Origin of the sequence: Nonomuraea sp. NPDC049400 (assembly GCF_044466425.1) — a bacterium.
Classification (GTDB): domain Bacteria; phylum Actinomycetota; class Actinomycetes; order Streptosporangiales; family Streptosporangiaceae; genus Nonomuraea.
Genome location: NZ_JBITMP010000015.1, coordinates 1 through 18,385 on the forward strand (window position 1 = coordinate 1; position 18,385 = coordinate 18,385).

The following is an 18,385-nucleotide window of genomic DNA, read 5'->3' on the forward strand; positions in this document are numbered from 1 at the left end:
GCCACCGAGGCCACCTTCACCCCCGAACCACGCACCGCCTCGGCGGCCACCGCGACCAGGTCGGGATAGACGCACACAGCCGCCACCCGGGAAGCACCACCGCCCGGATGCACGGCCTTGGCGCACATCGCCCGCACCTTGCCCGCCGTGTCGGCCCCTTCCAGGGTGGTCAGGTCGACCATGGAGATGGCCAGGTCAATCGCCCGCGCCTTGGCCGTGGTCTTGATCGAACGGGTGCCCAGCATCGCCGCCCGCTGATCCGCGCCCACCCGGTCAACCCCGGGCAGGCCATGCAGGAAAGCTCGCAACGCCGCCTCCGAAGAGGTCACGTCCGCGAGCGAGGTAGTCACAGTTGACACCATCACAGCATCGCCGACCACGCCCTAGAGCTCCAAACCGGACCGCCTTAGACCCCTGGCGCCCATGCCTAGGGCATGCCGTACGCCGCTCCGCGCCGGAGATAAGGCATCCACCCGATGTGGGAGGCGGGGCCTTAGCCCGAGTCTTAAAGGTGTCAGCAAGAAGCACGAAATTTCAGGAGACACCCCATGCATCACGAGCTTGAGTACCAGCTCATGAAGAGCACCATGCGAGAGCTGCGCAAGGCCGCCGCCGAGCACCGGCTCGTACGCGAGGCGGAGCAGGCCAACAAGGCCGAGCGCCGCTCGGTCTTCGGCAAGCGCCGTTCCTCATGACCACCTCACGAGAGCCCGGCCACCACCTCCCTTGTGGCCGGGCCTCTATGCCTCCTTAAAGGCAGCCCCATAAAAGCGTCGAAAGTAATCGAACGGGCATGACATGCTGGATGACATGCGGGGACGTTCTGTCAGTCCCGTCTTCGTCGGGCGGGAAGAGGAGCTGGCGGCTCTGTCTGAAAGCTTCGACGAGGCCCGAAAAGGCACGGTGACGTCCATCCTGCTCGGCGGCGAGGCCGGGGTCGGCAAGACCAGGCTCGTCCAGCGTTTCGCCGAGCAGTGCCAGGCCGGCGGCGCGCACGTGCTGTTCGGCGGGTGCGTGGAGCTGTCCACGGAGGGCCTGGCCTACGCGCCGTTCACCGCCGCGCTCCGGCAGCTCGTCAGGGAGCAGGGTCCGGCGGCCGTCGCCGGGCTGCTGCCGGACGGGGCCGAGCGCGATCTGGCCCGGCTGCTGCCCGAGTTCGGCGAGCCGAGCGGCGACGGCGAGACCGACACCGGTCGCGCCCGGCTCTTCGAACAGTTCCTCACCCTCCTCGAGCGCCTCGCCGCCGTCCGCCCCACCGTCCTCGTCATCGAGGACATCCACTGGGCCGACAGGTCCAGCCGCGACCTCATCGCCTTCCTCAGCCGCAACCTGCACGCCCCGCAGGTGCTGATCCTCATGACCTACCGCTCCGACGACCTGCACCGCCAGCACCCGCTCAGGCCGGTCCTCGCCGAGCTGGGCAGGGTCAACGGCGTGCACCGGCTCGACCTGCCCCGCCTGTCGAGGGACGAAGTCGCCCAGCAGATGGCCGGCATCCTCGGCATGGTGCCCGAATACGCCAAGGTCGAGAAGGTCTACGAGAGCAGTGAGGGCATACCGCTGTTCGTCGAGGCCCTGCTGGAGGGCGGCGAGGACTGCACGTTCCCCGAGTCCCTGCAGGACCTCATTCTCAACTCCGTCGAGCGGCTGCCCGAGGAGACCCAGCGCTTGCTGCGCGTCGCCGCCGCCGGCGGCATCCGGGTCAGCCACAAGCTGCTGGCCGCCGTGAGCGGCCTGTCCGACATCGAGCTGGAGACCGCGCTGCGCCCCGCCATCGCGGGCAACGTCCTGCAGATCGCCGACACCCGCGCGTACGTCTTCAGGCACTCCCTCATCCGCGAGGCCGTGCACGACGAGTTGCTGCCCGGCGAGCACCAGCGCCTGCACGCCAGGTTCGCCGAGGAGATCTCCAAGGACCGCGGGCTCGTCCCGCCTGGCCGCGCCGCCGTCGAGCTGGCACACCACTGGTACGGCGCCCGCAACGACACCTGGGCGCTGATCTCCGCGTGGGAGGCGGCGCAGAAGTCGTTCAAGGCGTTCGCGTACACCGAGGCGGTCCCGCTGCTCGAACGCGTGCTCATGCTCTGGGACCGGGTGCCCGACGCGCCCGAGCTCATCGGCGCCGACTACACCGCCGTGCTGGAACGGGCCTCCGAGGCCGCGAACGCCGGCGGCGACGCGGACAAAGGCGCGAAGTTCGTCAAGGCAGCCCTGTCGGAGCTGGACGAGTCGAAGGAGCCGGTCCGCGTCGCGCAGCTCATCGTGCGGCGGGCCGCGTTCAAGAGCTCCAAGGGCCAGCTCGGCGTCATCGAGGACCTCAGGCACGCGTTGCGGCTCGTGCCCGAGAACGGCCTCGACCGGGCCGACGTCGTCACGGTGCTGAGCCGCCACCTCATGCTGAGAGGCGAGATCGCGGAGGCGAGCGAGCTGATCGCCGAGGGCCTGCGCCTGGTCAGGGAGCACGGCGACCGTTGCCTCGAAGCCGACCTGCTGATGAACCAGGCGCTCGGCCACTCGCTCAACGGCGAGATCGAGTCCACCATCGCCCTCAACGAGCAGGCGCTGGCGATCGGCACGGCGGAGGGCTCGGGCCGCCTGATCACCAGGGCGATCGGCAACAACATCGACTCGCTGATCGACATAGGCCGCCACGAGGAGGCGCTGCGCCTGGCCCAGCACGGCTGGAAGCTGGCCAAGAAGTACGGCAGGCTGCGCGGCAGCGGCCTGTTCATCAAGAACAACTGGGCCGAGGTGCTGGAGTCGCTCGGCCGCTGGGACGAGGCCATCGAGATCATCGAAGGCGCGCTCAGTCACGGCCCCGTCCTACGCAACAGATACGCCATGCTGCGCACACGCGCCGACATCGCGCTGGCCAGGGGTGAGGTGCAATTCGTCGAGGGCATCCTGTCCGAGCTCGGCGTGCTGAAGGACCGCCCGGAGGAGTTCGTCCAGGACATCATCAGCAACGCCCGCCTGCACATCGGCTGGCACCTGCTCCGGGGCGAACCGGGGGCGGCGCTGGCCGTGGCCGAGCGGGTGCTGGCCCACCCCCGGCAGTCGAGCAAGGCCATGCTGAGCTGGCGGCTGCTCGCCCTGCTCCGCGTGGTCTGCGACGCCACCGAGGCCATCGAGCCCGGCAGGGCGGCGACGGTACGCGAGCACGCCGCCGAGGTGGCGGCCGAGCTGTCGGTCATCGGTCCTGTCGCAGAGGCGTACCGGCTGTCCTACAGCGGCGACTTCGACGCCGCGGCGGCGGCGTGGGAGCGGCTCAGCCGCCCGCACAACCAGTCCAAGGCCCTGCTGCGGGCGGCCACCGTGAGCGCCCGCGGGGGCGACCGCGAGGGGGCGGCGGCCCGGCTGAAGGTGGCGCTCCCGCTGGCCCAGGCCCTGCGCGCGACCCCGCTGATCGAGGAGATCGAGGCCCTGTCGCGCCGGGTGGGCGGGGTCCAGCCGGCGCAGGAGCCTTCCGAGCTGCTGACGCCGCGCGAGCTGGAGGTGCTGCGGCTGGTGACGCAGGGCAGGACCAACCGGGACATCGCGGCCGAGCTGTTCATCTCGGCGAAGACGGTGAGCGTGCACGTGTCCAACATCCTGGGCAAGCTCGGCGTCACCACCCGGGGCGAGGCCGCCGCCGCGGCCCACCGGCTGTCCCTGCTGTCCTCTTAGGGCGCGCGCCTCAGCCGGCGACCCGGCTCAGACGAGCGCCTCGGCGAGCAGCACGACGCCGAACACCGCGAACGCCGCGGCGGCCCCGTACCGGATGATCTTCTCCGGCAGGTGCTTGCCCAGCAGCCGTCCCACCAGGATGGCCAGCGCGTCCGCCGCGACCATGCCGACGGTCGAGCCGATCCAGGTGCCGACCCAGCCGTGCTGCGTCGCCAGCGTGATGGTGGCCAGCATGGTCTTGTCACCCAGCTCGCTCAGGAAGAACGCCACGGTCACCGCGACCAGGGCGTTCCTGGTGGTGCGCTGGGCCTTCTTCGCCTCGTCCTCGGTCAGCTCGTCACCGCGCAACGTCCACACGGCGAACCCGAGAAAGGCCAGCCCCGCCACGACCGAGATGGCCGTCGTCGGCAACGCGTCCCCGATGAGGCCGCCCACGGCGACGCTGAGAAGGTGCACGACGGTCGTGGCGATCGTGATGCCCGCGAGGACGGGCCAGATCTTGAAACGGGTCGCGAACGTCATCGCCATGAGCTGGCTCTTGTCGCCCAGCTCGGCCACGAAAATGGCGGCGAGACTGATCCAGAAGGCTTCCAACGATCCTCTTCCGCGCGGCCTGGCCGGAAGCAGGACCCGGGGAGTTTTCGGGCACGACTTCGGCCCGGCAGCGTCTTGTCAGATGGCTACCAGGCCGAAGGTCTCGTCCGCCCGTGAAGGCCCGCGTGACCGGGCGCGGGGAAGCGCCAGTGTGTCGATCACGCGATTGGGACTACTCCCCCTCGGTAATTCCAACCAACCATAACAGCCCGTGTCGGGCGCCTATTCCGCCAGGGAGCAGCCGACCAGCACGGGCTCGTTGACCAGCGTGACCCCGAACTTCTCCCGCACCCCGTCCCTGACCTCCCTCGCCAGCGCGAGCAGGTCACCGGTGGTGGCGACGCCGTCTGGGTTGGTCAGCGCCAGGGTGTGCTTGGTGGAGATGCGTACCGGCCCGCGTTCGTACCCCTTCGGGTAGCCCGCCTGCTCGATCAGCCACGCGGCGGGCACCTTGACCGAGCCGTCCGGCAGCTCCCAGCGCGGATGCCCAGGAGCGCGTGCCGCCAGCTCCTCCGCCTCCTCGGGCGAGAGGACGGGGTTGGTGAAGAAGGAGCCGGCGCTGCGCGTGTCGGGATCGTCCGGGTCGAGCACCATGCCCTTGCCGCGCCGCAGCGCGAGCACGGCCTCTCGGGCCCGCGCGAGCGGCACCCGGCCGCCGACCTCCGTGGACAGCCTCTTCGCCAGCTCCTCGTACGCCACCGGGCCGGACATCTCCGAAATATCCAGCGCGTACGTCACCGCCAGCACCACATACCGCGCCAGGTCACGCTTGAAGGCGCTGTCACGGTAGGAGAACTGGCACTGCCGCGCCTCCAGATCCACCACCTGCCGGGTGCGGCGATCATAAGCACGAACGCACCGGACGGTCTGGGACACCTCCTGCCCGTACGCGCCGACGTTCTGGATGGGTGTCGAGCCGACCAGCCCGGGGATCCCCGACATGCACTCGATGCCCGACCAGCCCTCGGCCACGGCGCGGGCGACCAGCGGGTCCCAGTCCTCCCCCGCCTCGACCGTGACCAGCACCTGCTCGCCGTCGCGCGAGACGGCCACGCCCTGGGTCGAGACCTTGATGACCAGCCCGTCGAACCCCTCGTCGGACACCACGACGTTGCTGCCCCCGCCGAGCACCAGCGTGGGCACCGCGTTCATGTCCGCCTCGGCCACCAGGGACACGAGGTGTTCCGCCGTAGCCGCTTCGGCGAAGTCGCGGGCGGGGCCGCCAAGGCGCAGCGTGGTGTACGGCGCAAGCATCTCCATGGGCAACTAGCTTATGAGGTGCCCATTATGTGAAGCACGGCGTCATAGTTGCGCCGGGACTCCCGTTCCTCGTAGTCGGCGTCGACGTCGTGTGCTCCCAGGCGCGCCACCGGCAGGGGCTCCTCGGGGACGACCAGCTCTCCGTGGAGGGCGAGCGAGAGCTCCAGATCGGCGTTCCTGCCGTAGTTGGCGTCCTCAGGCAGCGCCCCCAGCGCCGCGGACCGGCGTACGGCCATGAGCTCCCCGGTGAGCGCCCGCGCCTTCCCCGGCTCCGCCGCCTGCCGCCTGGCGCCCTCCGCGAGCTCCACGCCCCGCCGGGCGCCCTCGGGGAGCTCCACGCCCCGCCACCCGGCCGCCACAGCGCCCTCCGCGACCGCCGCGACCAGCGGGGTCAGCGCGTCGCCGCGCAGCACGATGTCCGTGTCCATCAGCACGTGGACTTCCGCCTCGTCGAGCCGCAGCAGCTTGGTACGGCACTCGCCCCAGGTCGCCGTGCCCCCTCGCCAGTGCGGCAGCTCAGTGACGTGCCACACGGCGATCCGGTCCGGATACCGGTCGGCCAGCTCGTCCAGCACGCCGCCGGAGCCCTCGATGTCGCCCAGGTCGAGGGCGAGCACCCGCGCGTTCGTGTGGTCGATGACCGACTGCACGCTCTTCCTGACGTCCACGGGCCAGCCGTCGACGAGCAGGCTCACGCTGACGGTGACGTCCTTGGTCTCCATGCGCTGACGTTCCAGGTCGACGCCGAGCGCGTCGAGCCGGTTGGTGGCCAGCGTGCCGTCCCAGGTGCGCTGGGCGTGCACCATGGCCTCACCCGTGTCGCCCTGTTGGCTGGGGTCGCCGGAGAAGCCCAGCTCGGCGGCGGGATTGAGCCGAGCGTGGGCACCTCTGGGCCGCACACCCGCCGTCCCGACCCCGGTCGCCCCAGTGTTCTCTCCGGCCCCGGTCCCGGCGCCCGCGCCGCCCGCCGTGTCCCGCCCGGTGCCGGAGCTCCCCGCCACCTGCTCGGCCCGCAGGGGCCGCAGGTGCGCGGGCGGCTTGGCATCGGTCACGGCGGAGACAGGAATCGATCGAACCGAGGGCCAGACCTGTCGCGCAGCTTCTTTCATAAGCAAACGCGCTACCCGATAGCCGCCCGGAATATCATCCCGGTCAGGACAGCTGGACCACCGCCCGGGCCTTGGACAACACCTGCGCGTCGCCCGACTTGGCGGTGAGCCCGATGACCACCCGCTTGTCCTCGAGCTTCTCCTCCACCACCCCGCTCACCGTGACGGTCGCCCCCTGGTCGTCATCGGGTACGACCACCATCGACGAGAACCGCACCCCGAAGTCCACGACCGCCCCAGGATCCCCGACCCAATCCGTGACGAACCGCCCGGCCTGCGCCATCGTGTACATTCCATGTGCGATCACGTCGGGCAGCCCCACCATCTTGGCGAACCGCTCGTTCCAGTGGATCTGGTTGAAGTCGCCCGAAGCCCCGGCATACATCACCAGGTTGAGCCGGCGCACGTTGTAGTCCACGGGCGGGAGCTCCTGCCCGACCTCCACCTGGTCGTACTTCACCGTGGCAGCCATCTCAACCGGCCCCTCCGCGCTCGACGATCGTGTTGTAGGTCACGCAGACCGGCTCGCCGCCGACGGTCGTCACGTCGCTCCTGATCGTCAGCAGCTCGTTGCGCCCGGCTGTGCGGATGTCGGTGATCGTCGCGGTCATGACGAGCTCGTCCCCGGCGCACACCGGTCGCACGTACTCGAAGCGCTGCTCGCCGTGGACGACCATGGCGAGGTTGAGCCCGAGGTCGGGATCGACCAGCGCCTCGCCGCCGCTCTGCAGGCTGAACACGATGGGGAACGTGGGCGGCGCGATCACATCGGGATACCCGGCTGCCTGGGCGGCCTCCTTGTCCCGGTAGAGCGGGTTGTTGTCACCGATCGCAGCCGCGAATTCCTTGATCTTCACCCGGCAGACCTCATACGGCGCGCTGGGCGGATAGGTCCTGCCCACGAAGTCACGGTTCAAGGCCATCAGTGCTCCCTCGTATGTCTCCAACGAGCGCTGGTGAGGCCGACGGTAACAGAACAAGGTTCGGCTGTCGCCGCTGATTATCTTGATTTTGCCGATCTTCTCGCCCCGCCCGATCACCCCGCCGTACGGCCAGGTCGTGGGGGGCGAAGCCCATATGCAGACACGACAAACCGGCGCCCCGTGGCGGGACGCCGGTTGTGCGATATGGGAGGCAAGCCGGGCGGAAGCCCTGCCCGGAGACCTAGCGGGTCTCGCGGTGCGCGCGGTGGCAGCGGCAGTTGGGGCAGTACTTCTTCAGCTCAAGCCGATCCGGGTCGTTACGCCGGTTCTTCCGCGTGATGTAGTTGCGGTGCTTGCACTCCTGGCAGGCCAGCGTGATCTTCGGCCTAACGTCGGTGGCAGCCACTTGGGAGTGCCTTTCTACGTTCGGGACATGGACACGCCCGTACCCAGGTCGGTCGACCTGGGGATGGGCAGTAGCGGAGGCCGGACTTGAACCGGCGACACAACGATTATGAGCCGTTTGCTCTGCCTGACTGAGCTACTCCGCCTTTGGGCCGGTAAGGATCCCAGCCCCGTAGAGGATACCCGACGCGGCGAGCACATTCGTAACTCGCCCGAACGGGTGGGGTGCCCCCAGTATGCCTCAGGAACCCCCGACAACCGAAATCCATTAACAGCCGGCGCCGTCCACCCCCGAACGGCCCGGATCGCCTCAAGCCATGGCGAAGGTCAGCGTAGCAGCGACCGTCGGGGGGCGCGAAGCGCCCGCACGACGTTGTGCTTGGCCATGCCGACCGCCCGCGCGCCTTCTCCAAGGACACTCCTCCGCGCCAAGCTGTCCAGGTAGTCACCGCCGTAGTCCTCCGCACCGCCCTACCGAAGGAGACCGTCACCGATGGCTGAGACGCGCCCGCTGATCCTCCTGGACGTCGATGGCGTCCTCAACCCGTGGCGGCGGCAAGGACCTCACTGGCAGACCCACGACGCCGTCTCCGGCATCGGGACATTCAAGGTGCACCTCAACCCGGAGCACGGCCCGATGCTGCTCCGGCTCGCCCACGAGACCGGCGCCGAACTGGTGTGGGCGACGACGTGGGAGCACCACGCGAACACGGCGATCGGCCCCCTGATGGGGTTACCCGAACTGCCCGTCATCTTGGTCAACTCCGGACCGGACGCGCCGGGCGTGCACCCGAAGACGCCACCCGTCGCCGAGTACGTGACGCGCAGGCCGTTCGTGTGGTTCGACGACGACCTCGACCGCGCCGACCGCCGGTACCTGAAGGACCACGACGGCGTGGGAGCGTTCCGCATCATCGATGTCGGCCCGCGCAAAGGGCTGACGGAGCGGCACATTCGGCAGGCCGCCGAGTGGCTTGCCGCCCTCCCGCTTGGTTAAGGGTCCTCGTCGCTCGAAAATCGCTAACAAAGCCGAACGCCCGGCCCCAAGATTCCTTGGACCCGGGCGTTTACCTGTTCAGCTGGGAGCCCCCAAACGGAATCGAACCGTTGACCTTCTCCTTACCATGGAGACGCTCTGCCGACTGAGCTATAGGGGCCTGTCCGGCGCTGCGGACAGGTGTAACCATACACGGCACTCACCGATGATGCGAACTCGTTCTGGCCTCCGCGTGCTCCTCCGCCCGGCGCCGCACCGGCAACTCGATGACCTCGCACAGATCCGCCAGGTCGACGTGCGCGGCGACCTCCGCGACAGAGGTGCAGTCGGCGACCACCCACCCGTGCCGGCGCACCCGCAGCACCTGCCGCCCGCCATGCACCAAGCCCACGACCTCGTAGCCGTCAAGGCCGACCCATCGCCTTTCCATAGCGGCACAGAGTATCCGCCAGGTCTCTCAATTTTTGCCACGCCACACGCGTTACCGGCATATCAAATCAGTTCAGAGCCGATAGAAGCCCGCGAAGTCCTTCCTCCACGCGATGTCGTCGACGCGCACCACGGCACCGGTCTCGGGGGCGTCCATCATCTTCCCGCCGCCGAGATAGATGCCAACATGGTGCGTTTTAACTCCTGTTTTGGTCTTTTTCCCGAAGAAGACCAGATCTCCGGGCATGGCCGCCGAGACCCGGCGCATCCGCCGTACGTGATCGTTGGTGTTCCCCGGCCCCAGCACGTCCGACCCGTGTGCCAGCGCGTACACCCACCGCGCGAACCCCGAGCAGTCGAGCCCGCGCGTCCGCGTGGCGGGGCAGGGCCTGATCTTCCCCCGATAACCCTCGCAGGTCCCGGTCGACGGCCCCGGCTCCGCGCCGTGGCCGCCGCCCCACGAGTACACGATCCCGCGCTGCTCGATCTGGTACGCGATCCGCACGATCTTCGCCGGCACGTGCAGCCCGAGCGGCACTGAGGCAGTGGCGCCCGCCAGGACCAGCGCCGCCACCACGGCCGCCGACCGCCACCGCCTCATCCCGACCCCCGACAGCTCTCCACGGCTCCCAGGAATCCATCATGCCTTATATCGATTTATGTCGATTTGGGGGTTTCATCCGGCTTTGAGGGTGAGCTTCACCGACCCCACCGTGACGTGCATCCCGACCGTACCCTTCGACCTGGAGGGCTTGGTGGTGATCGTGAACGTCACCTTCTGCCCCCGCGCCAGCTCCCCGACCTGGCACAGCACCGCCGTACCGCTGAACTTGCACCCGGGCGCCTTCACCACGCGCTGCCCGCCGAACGTCCGCCCCGACACCCTGACGTCCTTGACGGGGTGTGGACCCGTGTTCGAGACGGTCACCGTGTACGTCTTCCTGTTCCTGGCCACCCCTGAGACCGCGACCTCGGCCGGAGGGTTGGCCAGCTCCTTCAGCTGGGACTCTGAGCCGTTGAACGAGTTCTGACCGCCGGCCAGCGTGCCCTTGTCGGCCGACTGCCAGAACGTGTGCCTCTTCCAGCTCTTCGGCAGCTCGCCGGGATCGTCGCCCCAGCGGGCGATCCAGAGGGGGTTGGACTTGAACTTGCCGGAGTTGCCCGTGCAGGTCTGCCACCAGCTCGTGGTGGTGTAGATGATCGCGTGGCGGCCGGTCGCCTCGCGGTACTTCTTGGTGAAGTCCTTGATCCAGGTGACCATGTCCTCGGTGGACAAGTCGTAGCAGTTGTTCTTGCCGTTCTTGTCCTTGTACGGGTTGTCCTCGATATCGAGCACGCCGGGGAGTGTTTGGCCGTCGCTGGTCCAGTTGCCGCCGTTCTGGAGGAAATAGTCGGCCTGGGCTGCCCCGTCGGATTCGTGTGGCTGCGCAAAGTGATATGCGCTCCGGACCAGGCCCGCGTTCGCGGCGCCGCCGTACTGCGCGTCAAAACGCGGGTTCCGGTAGTTCGTCCCCTCGGTGGCCTGGACGAACGCGAACTTCCCGCCCCCTGAGGCCACGCTTTCCCAGTCGACGTCGCCCGTCCAGTTACTGACGTCGACCCCGGGAACGCCATCGGCCGCCTCGGCGACCCCGCCCATCCCTAAGGCGGCAATTACCGCGAATAACCAAAGACGTTTCACGCGGCAGATCATTGCGGAGCCGCACACAACGCCGCAAGTCCCGCAATATCCACTGCTTTCGAAGTATCGACGCAATAGACCGCCCCGAGGCCCAACGGCCGCGCCCCTGCCACCCACTCATGCCACCGCTCGTCGCCGAGCTCGGCGTCGCCGTGTATCGCGTGCCGCACCCGCCGCTCGTACCGGCGCCTGGCCAGCTCGGGCGGCACCTCGCACCAGACCTCGCGCACCTCCGTCGCCGCCTCGACGCCCGCCCGCTCCAGCCCGGCGAGCACCACCGGTCGCAGCGGCGCCGGCCACGGGCTTTCCAGCACCGCGCCGCGCCCGGCGCTCGCAAGCAGCGTCCACAAGCTCTCGCCGGCGGCGCTTCCCAGCCGCCTGCTCCACTCCCGCTCCGCCACCCCGGGAGGCCGTTCCAGCATGTCGGCCAGCGTCTCCTTGAGGTCGTCCTTGCTGAAGACCGGCAGGCCGAGCGCCCGCCCCAGTTCCCGCGCGAGCGTGCTCTTGCCCGCCCCAGGCAACCCGTTCACCAACACCACCAAGCGGCACATGGCCCAGCATGGTGTCAGAAGCGGCCGAAAATCTGCCACGGAACCGGAAAACCGCACCTCAGCGCCCTGAAATTCGCCGTCAGCGGCAACGACGGGAGACGGCGTTTTCGCAGGTGGGCGCGGTTTATGAACGTCATGTTCGCGTTTGCCAAAGCGGATTCGGGCTGCACAAACTTGGTTCGATCCTCAATCGCGCCCCCGACCAGGGGTTTCTTCGCCATGCCCGGAGGAGGGCGACCATGATCCATGCCCGGGGACTGACCCGAGTGTTCAAAGTCAAGAAGGAGAGGGTGGAAGCCGTACGCGGCATCGACCTGGACGTGGAGGAAGGCCAGCTGGTCGCCTTCCTCGGCCCGAACGGCGCGGGCAAGTCCACCACGCTGCGCATGCTCACCACCCTCCTGCCGCCCACGTCGGGCACCGCCACGGTGGCGGGTCACGACGTGGCCAAGGACCCGGCGGGCGTGCGTGCCCGCATCGGCTACGTGGGCCAGCGCAACAGTGCGGGAGAGAGCTTCCGCGTCCGCGACGAGCTCGTCACCCAGGGCCGCTGCTACGGCCTCGCCGCCAAGCAGGCCGCCACTCGCGCGGACGAGCTGCTCGACCTGCTCGACCTCACGCCGCTGGCCCGGCGGGCGCCCGGCACGCTCTCGGGCGGCCAGCGCCGCCGCCTGGACATCGCGCTCGGCCTCATCCACCGGCCCGACCTGCTGTTCCTGGACGAGCCCTCGACCGGACTCGATCCGAAGAGCCGCGCGGAGATCTGGCAGCACATCCTCCGGCTGCGGGAGGCGTTCGGGACGACTTTGTTCCTGACCACCCACTACCTGGAGGAAGCCGACAACATGGCCGAACGCGTGGTGATCATCGACAACGGCCGGATCATCGCGGACGGCACCGCCGAGCAGCTCAAGAACGACCTGGCCGGCGACCACATCACGATCGCCACCAGCACGGAGGAGGAGGCGCGCAGGGCCGCCGGGATCGGCGGAGGCAGCGCGGAGGGCACGACCGTGCGCCTGCGTGTCCCCAACGCGGCCGCCGCACTCCCCGACTACCTCAGAACCCTGGACGGCTCCGGCATCAAGGTCATCACCGCTGAGACCGCCCGTCCGACCCTCGACGACGTGTTCCTCGCTCTTACCGGGAGAAGCCTCACCGATGACGACATTCCTGCGTGACACCGCCACCGTCTTCAGCCGCGAGTTCAAGCCAGTCGTGCGCGAGCCCGTCGGCCTGCTCTTCGAGATGGGGCAGCCGCTGCTGTTCCTGTTCCTGTTCGGGTCGCAGCTCGACGGGGCCGTCGGGTCGTCGTGGCAGTGGTTCGTGCCGGGGATCCTGGTCATGATGTGCCTGACGGGCCCCATGGGCGCCGGCTACACGCTGCTGGTCGAGCTGATCGGCGGCTCGATGGAACGCATGCTGGTCACCCCGCTCAACCGCACGGCGATGCTGGTGGGCCGCACCGTGAAGGCCATGGTCGTGCTCCTGGCGCAAGCCGTGCTGATCATCCTCCTGGCCCTCCCCCTGGGCTTCGACCTGCACGTGGCCGGCGTCCTGGCGGGCCTGGTCCAGCTGATCGTCTTCAGCGTCGGCCTGGGCGCGCTCTCGTTCGTCCTGGCCATCAAGTCGGCGCCCAGCGGCACGCTCTTCTACGTCGTCAGCCAGTCGGTCCTCTTCCCGCTGCTGCTCCTGTCGGGGGTGCTGCTCCCCATGGAGACGGCCCCGGCCTGGCTACGCGGGCTCGGGTACGTCAACCCGGTCACGTACATCGTCGACGCCCAGAGAGCACTCTTCGCCGGCAACCTGACAAGCCCCTCGATCCTCTACGGGACCGCCGCCGCCTGCGCGATAGCCGCGATCGGCCTGTATCTGGGCAACCGCGCCATGCGCCAGGGCGTCTGAGACCCTTGAGGGGTGACTCATCTGACGGTCCCCTGGATCCCCGTACGGCACCGGCTCGACGTGGTCCTCTCCCAGAAGCTCCCGCCCCTGGACAAGACCACGTCGGCGTTCGCCTTCGTCTCGGACCAGACCGGCAGAACCCTCATGACCTGCGTGGACAAGGAGGGCCGGGGCTGGGACATCCCTGGCGGCCACCTCGAACCCGGCGAAACGGCGAGCGAGGCCGCAGCCCGGGAGCTGTACGAGGAGACCGGCCTGCGCCTGCCCGTTTCCGCCCTGTCCCACTTCGCCTGGCAGCGCATCGAGCTCCTGGACGCCGCCCCCGCCGACTACCGTTACCCGTCTCTGACGTACATGGCGATGTTCAGGGTCCGTCTCCCCCACCCGGGCCCGCCGACCCGGCCACCGGCGGGCTCGGAGAGCAGCAGCGCGGCCTGGCTGCAGCCGTCCGAGATCAACCGTCTCTGCCCCGACCGCACCTGGCTGTCCCTCCTGGACGGAGCGGCCGAGTCTCTGGGATAAGGGCATTCAGGCCCTGCTTCCGACACTCTGCGGGAGGAATCCGTGCAGGAGTACCGCCGGCTGCTCGACCGACACGGGGTGACGTGGGGTGAGGCACTGATCCCCTACGTGGGGGAAGTGCGCACGAGCGCCTACCTCATGAACGGCTACGACTACTGGGCCGCGTGCTTCCGCCAGCTCGGCGGGGCGCGCCGCGACATGGACGCGCGGATGGGCGAGCTCGACCTGGACCGCGTGGTGCGAGACGCGCTGGGCGGCGACGTCCTGGACAACCTGGCGGCCTTACGCCTCACTCCCGAAGGAGCCCGGCTGGAGGCTCGGACGCTGGCCGTACTGGACGACACGCCGCTCCAGACCACGCTGCTGCTGGACTCCAGCACGGCGGAGGAGGTCACGGTGCTGGTCGACGGCGTCGCGCACGTCGTTCCACCGGGAGGTGCCAAGTTGGTGCCGATCACCAGCGCCGGCACGGTGATCGCCGGGCGACGCATCGACCTCGCCGGGCTCACCAGGCGAGCGCCCGCGGCCCGCGTGCGGCTGCGCGCCGGGTTCCCGTGCAGGTGGACCGTCACCAGCGAGGACGGGCAGGGCTGGTATCCACGGGGCGCGGTCCGCGCGCTGGACGCCCACCGCAGACCGTATTTCCACGGCGACGACCTGGCGGTCGACGTCCCCGCCGAGCGCCTCACGATCTCCGTGACGCGCGGCATGGAGTACGGCTCCGCCACGGTCGAGGTGGCGCCCTCACCGGGAGAGGAGCTGACCGTGGAACTGACGCCCGAACGCCTCTACGACGCGGCCGCCCGCGGCTGGTACGGCGGCGACCTGCACGTCCACCTCAACTGGATGGGCGACGAGCCGGCGACCCCGGACCGGGCCGCCGCCGCGCAGCTCGGCGAGGACCTGCACGTGCTGAACCTGGTCGCGGGCAACGTGGCGGGCGAGCGGGTCTACGACCGCGAACTGCTGGAGGAGTGGGCCGGGCGGGACCTGCCGTGGTCGGACGAGCAGCACGTCGCCCGGTTCGGCGTGGAATACCGCAATGACCTGCTCGGACACTTCACCGCCTTCGGCCTCACCGGCGTGCCCACGCGCTTCCACAGCGGCTTCGGCGACAGTCCGGACGCACATCCCAACAGCGCACCGCTGGCGGAGCTGCGCGGCCTGGGCGCGCTCACCGGCTACGGCCACCCGTTCCACACCGATCTGAGCGACACCGACCCTCCGGAGCGGGCCGTCGCCGCCGGTCGTAACTGCTCGGGCAGGGAGATCGTGGTGGACGCGGCGCTCGGCCTGATCGACGCCCTGGACGTGCTCAATCACTCCTCCATCCAGGCGACCGCCGTGGTCTATCGCCGGCTCGTCGGGGCCGGCAACCGGCTCGCGCTGACCGCCGGCACCGACGCGGTCCTGTCCATCTCCCGGCGCGGCACCGCCTCCAGCCCGCCGGGCTGGGAGCGGGTGTACGCGCGAGTCGACGGGCCGCTGACCGCGGGCTCCTTCGCCGCGGCCGTACGGCGAGGCCGCACGTTCGCCACCACGGGACCCTGGCTCGAGCTCGACGTCGGCGGGCACCAGCCGGGCGACACGATGCGGGCGGCCGAGGGCGACACCGTCGTGATCACCGCGCGGACCGTCGGCCCCGAGGTGGAGTGGCTCCAGATCAGGACCACCGACGGCGTCATCGCGGAGGGCGGCCCCCACCTGCTCACCGCCGAGCTCACCGTGCGCGAACCGACCTACGTGGTGGCCGTGGCGGGAGGCGGGCCGCATCCCCGGTCCCTGCATCCCGCGGGCGTCTACGCGCACACCAGCCCGGTGTACGTCGGGGACCACGTCGCCAGGCGCGCCGACGTCGAGTGGTGCCTGCGCTGGCTGGATCTCCTGGAGCCGCTGCTGGAAGCGGACGGCAAGTTCAGCTCGGCCGCGCAGCGCGCCGCCCACCGGGATCTGCATGAGCAGGCCCGCGAGGTGTACGAGTCCAGGCTCCGCGGCGGTCAGCCCGTCCGCCGGGCGGCGTCGGCGCCCTCCCGGTAGCCGCTGGCCTGGGTGTCGAACAGGTGGGCGTACCGGTTGCCCATGGAGATGAGCTCCTGGTGTGTCCCCTGCTCGACGATCCGGCCGTCGCCGAGCACCACGATCAGGTCCGCGTCGCGGACCGCCCCGAGCCGGTGGGAGACCAGCAGGCTGGTGCGGCCCGCGCGGTGCTCGCGCAGCCGCCGATGGATCTCGTACTCGGCCTGCGCGTCCAGGCCGGAGCTGGGCTCGTCGAGGATGAGCAGGTCGCGGCGCTCGCGCACCAGCGCGCGGGCCAGGGCGAGGCGCTGCCACTGGCCTCCGGAGAGCATCACGCCGGTCTGCGGGTCGTCGTCCTCGGGGCCGAAGAAGATGCGGCTCAGCATGGTGTCGTAGCCCCGGGGCAGTGCCTGGACGGTTTCGTGCGCGCCCGCCATCTCGGCGGCGGCCTGGATCCTGGCGCGGTCGGACATGGCCTCGATCTCGCCCACGCCGATGTTCTCCGCCGCGGTCAGGTCGTAGCTCATGTAGTCCTGGAACAGCACGCCCATCCTGGCGCGCAGCTCGGCGGGTGGCACGTCGCGGAGGTCGACTCCGTCCCAGAGGATCGCGCCGCGGGACGGATCGTAGAAGCGGCACAGCAGCTTGATCAGCGTGCTCTTGCCGGCTCCGTTGAGTCCCACCAGCGCGACGGAGGCGCCGTGGGGGATCGTCAGGTCCACCCCGCGCAGCACCCAGGGGTGGCTCTCGTCGTACCTGAACCACACGTCGCGAAGCTCGATGCCGCGGCGCAGCGCGGGCAGCGCCGTCGGTTCCCCGGGCGTCGGCAGGTCGCCGGGCAGCGCCATCACCCGTTCGTGGTGGGCGAAGAGGAGCAGCGCCTGGCGTGCGTTCGCGGCGTTGTCCACGGTGGCGACCAGCGCGGCCTGTGTCCCGGCCACGGCGGCGGCGAAAGCGGTCACGTCGCCGAGGGTGAGCCGGCCGGCCAGGGCGGAGTACACCGCCCAGAGCAGCCCGGCGCCGCTGACCGCGGCGGAGAGCGCCGCGAGCGCCGACTGCGTGAGCGCCTCCCGCCGGTCCAGCCGCCGCTCTCCTGCCTGCACGACGGCCAGCTCGCCGAGTATCCGGCGCTTGAGGAAGTCGCCGAGCCCGAAGAGCCGGACCTCCTTGGCGGCCTCCACGTCGGTGATCAGGGAGGAGTAGAAGATCTGCCGCCGAGCCGCTGCGGACTGCCCGGCGATCATCTTGATCCGCCGCTTCTCCAGGGACATCCGCGCCGCGAGGATGGGCAGCGCCGCGAGCGCCACCAGGCCCGCCATGAGCGGGCTCAGCACGGCGAGTGCGACGAGGAGCCCGGCGAGGGAGATGACGTTGCGTCCGAGGTCGAACAGGCCCGAGGTGATCGGCCCCATCGCGTTGCCCGTCGCCTGCGCGGCCATGCGCAGCTCGTCGAGGAACACCGGGTTCTCGAACCGGGACAGGCCGTGGAACTCGTTCACCCGCGTGTACAGGCGTTCCTGCAGCAACAGGTCCAGCCGGCGGTCCGACTCGGCCCGCAGGTAGCCGGTCAGGTGCGGCAGCACCCCCGCGACCAGCCCCAGCACGACGAGTCCTGCGACCGGCGGCAGCACGCGTTCGGGCCGGCCTGTCGTCAGCCCGTCGACGAGCAGCTTGGTCGCCCACACGGTGCCCGTGGGCAGCAGCCCGGACAGGACGGTGGCCCCCAGCTGGGACAGCGCCAGCACCGGCCCGGCCTGCCAGCACAGCAGCGCCAGGGTCGCGGCGCGCCGCAGCGGGCCGCGCCCGGCGTCCGGGGGCTCGGTCACGTCGCCGGCACCACGGCGGCGAGGTCGTCCAGATCCGTGTCGGCGGCCACGATCCTGCCGTCCTGGTCGGCCCTCAGGAACGTCGGGAACGCCTGGATGCCGAGAGCGTGCACGATGCGGAGCGCGTCATCGCCCGTGACGACGCTCGCCACGCCGCCCAGCACGTCGATCAGGTCGCCGGCCTCACCGGCGTCGCCGGCGATGACCGCCAGGGCGCTCTGGTCCTTGGCCTCCACCGCGAACTGCGGCGCGCGTTCGTGACAGGTGTCGCAGCTGATGTCGAAGAACCCCACGAGCCGCGGGCCGGCCATGTCCTGCGGCAGCGTGCGCCCGACGAGCACGCCGGGATCGTACGGCATGAGCGTCGTCGACGTCCCCGCGAGGCGCTGCAGCTCGGCTGTGTGCTCGCGGAGCCGGCGCAGCACGGCCAACGTGAGCACCAGGTCGAACAGGCACAGCATGCCGACCAGCACGACGGCGGCGATCAGAAAAGGCATCGGA

At 69.9% G+C, this 18,385-nt stretch carries 20 protein-coding genes, 2 tRNA genes and 1 pseudogene; 7 read left to right on the top strand and 16 right to left on the bottom strand.

Annotated elements, in window-relative coordinates; all coding sequences use genetic code 11:
- A pseudogene (locus ACIBVN_RS24150) lies at positions 1–362 on the bottom strand (deoxyribose-phosphate aldolase); the annotation flags it as partial.
- Between the two features lie 186 nt (positions 363–548).
- Here ACIBVN_RS24150 and ACIBVN_RS24155 point away from each other — a divergent pair.
- Together ACIBVN_RS24155 and ACIBVN_RS24160 are read left to right on the top strand one after the other, a co-directional pair.
- Positions 549–695: a hypothetical protein gene (locus ACIBVN_RS24155; RefSeq protein WP_397139855.1), complete on the top strand. Its 147-nt coding sequence runs from the start codon at positions 549–551 to the stop codon at positions 693–695.
- A 115-nt stretch (positions 696–810) separates the two neighbouring features.
- Positions 811–3,666: an ATP-binding protein gene (locus ACIBVN_RS24160; protein WP_397139857.1), complete on the top strand. Its 2,856-nt coding sequence runs from the start codon at positions 811–813 to the stop codon at positions 3,664–3,666.
- A gap of 27 nt (positions 3,667–3,693) precedes the next feature.
- Here ACIBVN_RS24160 and ACIBVN_RS24165 read toward each other — a convergent pair whose 3' ends face one another.
- From ACIBVN_RS24165 to ACIBVN_RS24195, 7 genes are all read right to left on the bottom strand, one after another.
- Positions 3,694–4,260 carry a TMEM165/GDT1 family protein gene (locus ACIBVN_RS24165; protein ID WP_397139859.1) on the bottom strand — a complete coding sequence of 189 codons (567 nt, stop codon included), beginning with the start codon at positions 4,258–4,260 and terminating at the stop codon, positions 3,694–3,696.
- A gap of 222 nt (positions 4,261–4,482) precedes the next feature.
- Positions 4,483–5,520: a UDP-N-acetylmuramate dehydrogenase gene (locus tag ACIBVN_RS24170; protein ID WP_397139861.1), complete on the bottom strand. Its 1,038-nt coding sequence runs from the start codon at positions 5,518–5,520 to the stop codon at positions 4,483–4,485.
- A gap of 11 nt (positions 5,521–5,531) precedes the next feature.
- Entirely contained in the window at positions 5,532–6,572 is a 1,041-nt protein-coding gene (locus ACIBVN_RS24175) for a hypothetical protein (protein WP_397139863.1), read from the bottom strand.
- Positions 6,573–6,672: 100 nt separating this feature from the next.
- Complete coding sequence (locus tag ACIBVN_RS24180) at positions 6,673–7,101, bottom strand: MaoC family dehydratase (RefSeq protein ID WP_397139865.1); 429 nt, start codon at positions 7,099–7,101, stop codon at positions 6,673–6,675.
- A gap of 1 nt (position 7,102) precedes the next feature.
- Positions 7,103–7,552: a MaoC family dehydratase N-terminal domain-containing protein gene (locus tag ACIBVN_RS24185; protein ID WP_349452749.1), complete on the bottom strand. Its 450-nt coding sequence runs from the start codon at positions 7,550–7,552 to the stop codon at positions 7,103–7,105.
- 241 nt (positions 7,553–7,793) lie between these two features.
- A complete protein-coding gene (gene rpmG / locus ACIBVN_RS24190) occupies positions 7,794–7,958 on the bottom strand; it encodes a 50S ribosomal protein L33 (RefSeq protein WP_019632658.1) in 165 nt (54 codons plus the stop codon).
- 71 nt (positions 7,959–8,029) lie between these two features.
- A tRNA-Met gene (locus tag ACIBVN_RS24195) sits at positions 8,030–8,103 on the bottom strand.
- 347 nt (positions 8,104–8,450) lie between these two features.
- On the opposite strand from ACIBVN_RS24195, the gene ACIBVN_RS24200 reads away from it, so the two are divergent.
- Positions 8,451–8,954 (top strand): HAD domain-containing protein, encoded by a 504-nt coding sequence (locus ACIBVN_RS24200; protein ID WP_397139867.1) that lies wholly within the window; start codon positions 8,451–8,453, stop codon positions 8,952–8,954.
- Between the two features lie 87 nt (positions 8,955–9,041).
- On the opposite strand, the gene ACIBVN_RS24205 is transcribed toward ACIBVN_RS24200, so the two are convergent.
- The 6 genes from ACIBVN_RS24205 to ACIBVN_RS24230 all read right to left on the bottom strand — a co-directional run bounded on the left by ACIBVN_RS24205 (position 9,042) and on the right by ACIBVN_RS24230 (position 11,836).
- Positions 9,042–9,114: transfer RNA gene (locus ACIBVN_RS24205), tRNA-Thr, on the bottom strand.
- Positions 9,115–9,153: 39 nt separating this feature from the next.
- Positions 9,154–9,384, bottom strand: a complete 231-nt coding sequence (locus ACIBVN_RS24210; protein WP_397139869.1) for a transposase — start codon at positions 9,382–9,384, stop codon at positions 9,154–9,156.
- 72 nt (positions 9,385–9,456) lie between these two features.
- Positions 9,457–9,984, bottom strand: coding sequence for a C40 family peptidase (locus tag ACIBVN_RS24215; protein WP_397139871.1), 528 nt, complete (start codon positions 9,982–9,984; stop codon positions 9,457–9,459).
- Positions 9,985–10,059: 75 nt separating this feature from the next.
- Positions 10,060–11,022: a GH25 family lysozyme gene (locus tag ACIBVN_RS24220; RefSeq protein WP_397139873.1), complete on the bottom strand. Its 963-nt coding sequence runs from the start codon at positions 11,020–11,022 to the stop codon at positions 10,060–10,062.
- Between the two features lie 50 nt (positions 11,023–11,072).
- A complete protein-coding gene (locus ACIBVN_RS24225) occupies positions 11,073–11,594 on the bottom strand; it encodes an AAA family ATPase (RefSeq protein ID WP_397139875.1) in 522 nt (173 codons plus the stop codon).
- Between the two features lie 35 nt (positions 11,595–11,629).
- Positions 11,630–11,836 (bottom strand): hypothetical protein, encoded by a 207-nt coding sequence (locus ACIBVN_RS24230; protein WP_397139877.1) that lies wholly within the window; start codon positions 11,834–11,836, stop codon positions 11,630–11,632.
- Positions 11,837–11,854: 18 nt separating this feature from the next.
- Between ACIBVN_RS24230 and ACIBVN_RS24235 the strand changes: the two genes are divergently transcribed.
- The 4 genes from ACIBVN_RS24235 to ACIBVN_RS24250 are packed head-to-tail and all read left to right on the top strand — an operon-like array spanning position 11,855 to position 16,079.
- Positions 11,855–12,796 carry an ATP-binding cassette domain-containing protein gene (locus ACIBVN_RS24235; RefSeq protein WP_397139879.1) on the top strand — a complete coding sequence of 314 codons (942 nt, stop codon included), beginning with the start codon at positions 11,855–11,857 and terminating at the stop codon, positions 12,794–12,796.
- The gene (locus ACIBVN_RS24240) at positions 12,777–13,520 is read left to right on the top strand and encodes an ABC transporter permease (protein WP_397139881.1); all 744 of its coding nucleotides are present in this window, start codon (positions 12,777–12,779) and stop codon (positions 13,518–13,520) included. Before ACIBVN_RS24235 ends, ACIBVN_RS24240 begins: the two co-directional genes overlap by 20 nt.
- Positions 13,521–13,532: 12 nt before the next feature.
- Positions 13,533–14,042: an NUDIX hydrolase gene (locus ACIBVN_RS24245; protein ID WP_397139883.1), complete on the top strand. Its 510-nt coding sequence runs from the start codon at positions 13,533–13,535 to the stop codon at positions 14,040–14,042.
- A 42-nt stretch (positions 14,043–14,084) separates the two neighbouring features.
- Positions 14,085–16,079, top strand: a complete 1,995-nt coding sequence (locus tag ACIBVN_RS24250) for a CehA/McbA family metallohydrolase (protein ID WP_397139885.1) — start codon at positions 14,085–14,087, stop codon at positions 16,077–16,079.
- On the opposite strand, the gene ACIBVN_RS24255 is transcribed toward ACIBVN_RS24250, so the two are convergent.
- A complete protein-coding gene (locus ACIBVN_RS24255) occupies positions 16,040–17,884 on the bottom strand; it encodes an ABC transporter ATP-binding protein (protein ID WP_397139887.1) in 1,845 nt (614 codons plus the stop codon). The genes ACIBVN_RS24250 and ACIBVN_RS24255 overlap by 40 nt on opposite strands.
- Positions 17,881–18,381 carry a hypothetical protein gene (locus ACIBVN_RS24260; protein ID WP_397139889.1) on the bottom strand — a complete coding sequence of 167 codons (501 nt, stop codon included), beginning with the start codon at positions 18,379–18,381 and terminating at the stop codon, positions 17,881–17,883. Before ACIBVN_RS24260 ends, ACIBVN_RS24255 begins: the two co-directional genes overlap by 4 nt.
- Positions 18,382–18,385 lie beyond the last annotated feature (4 nt).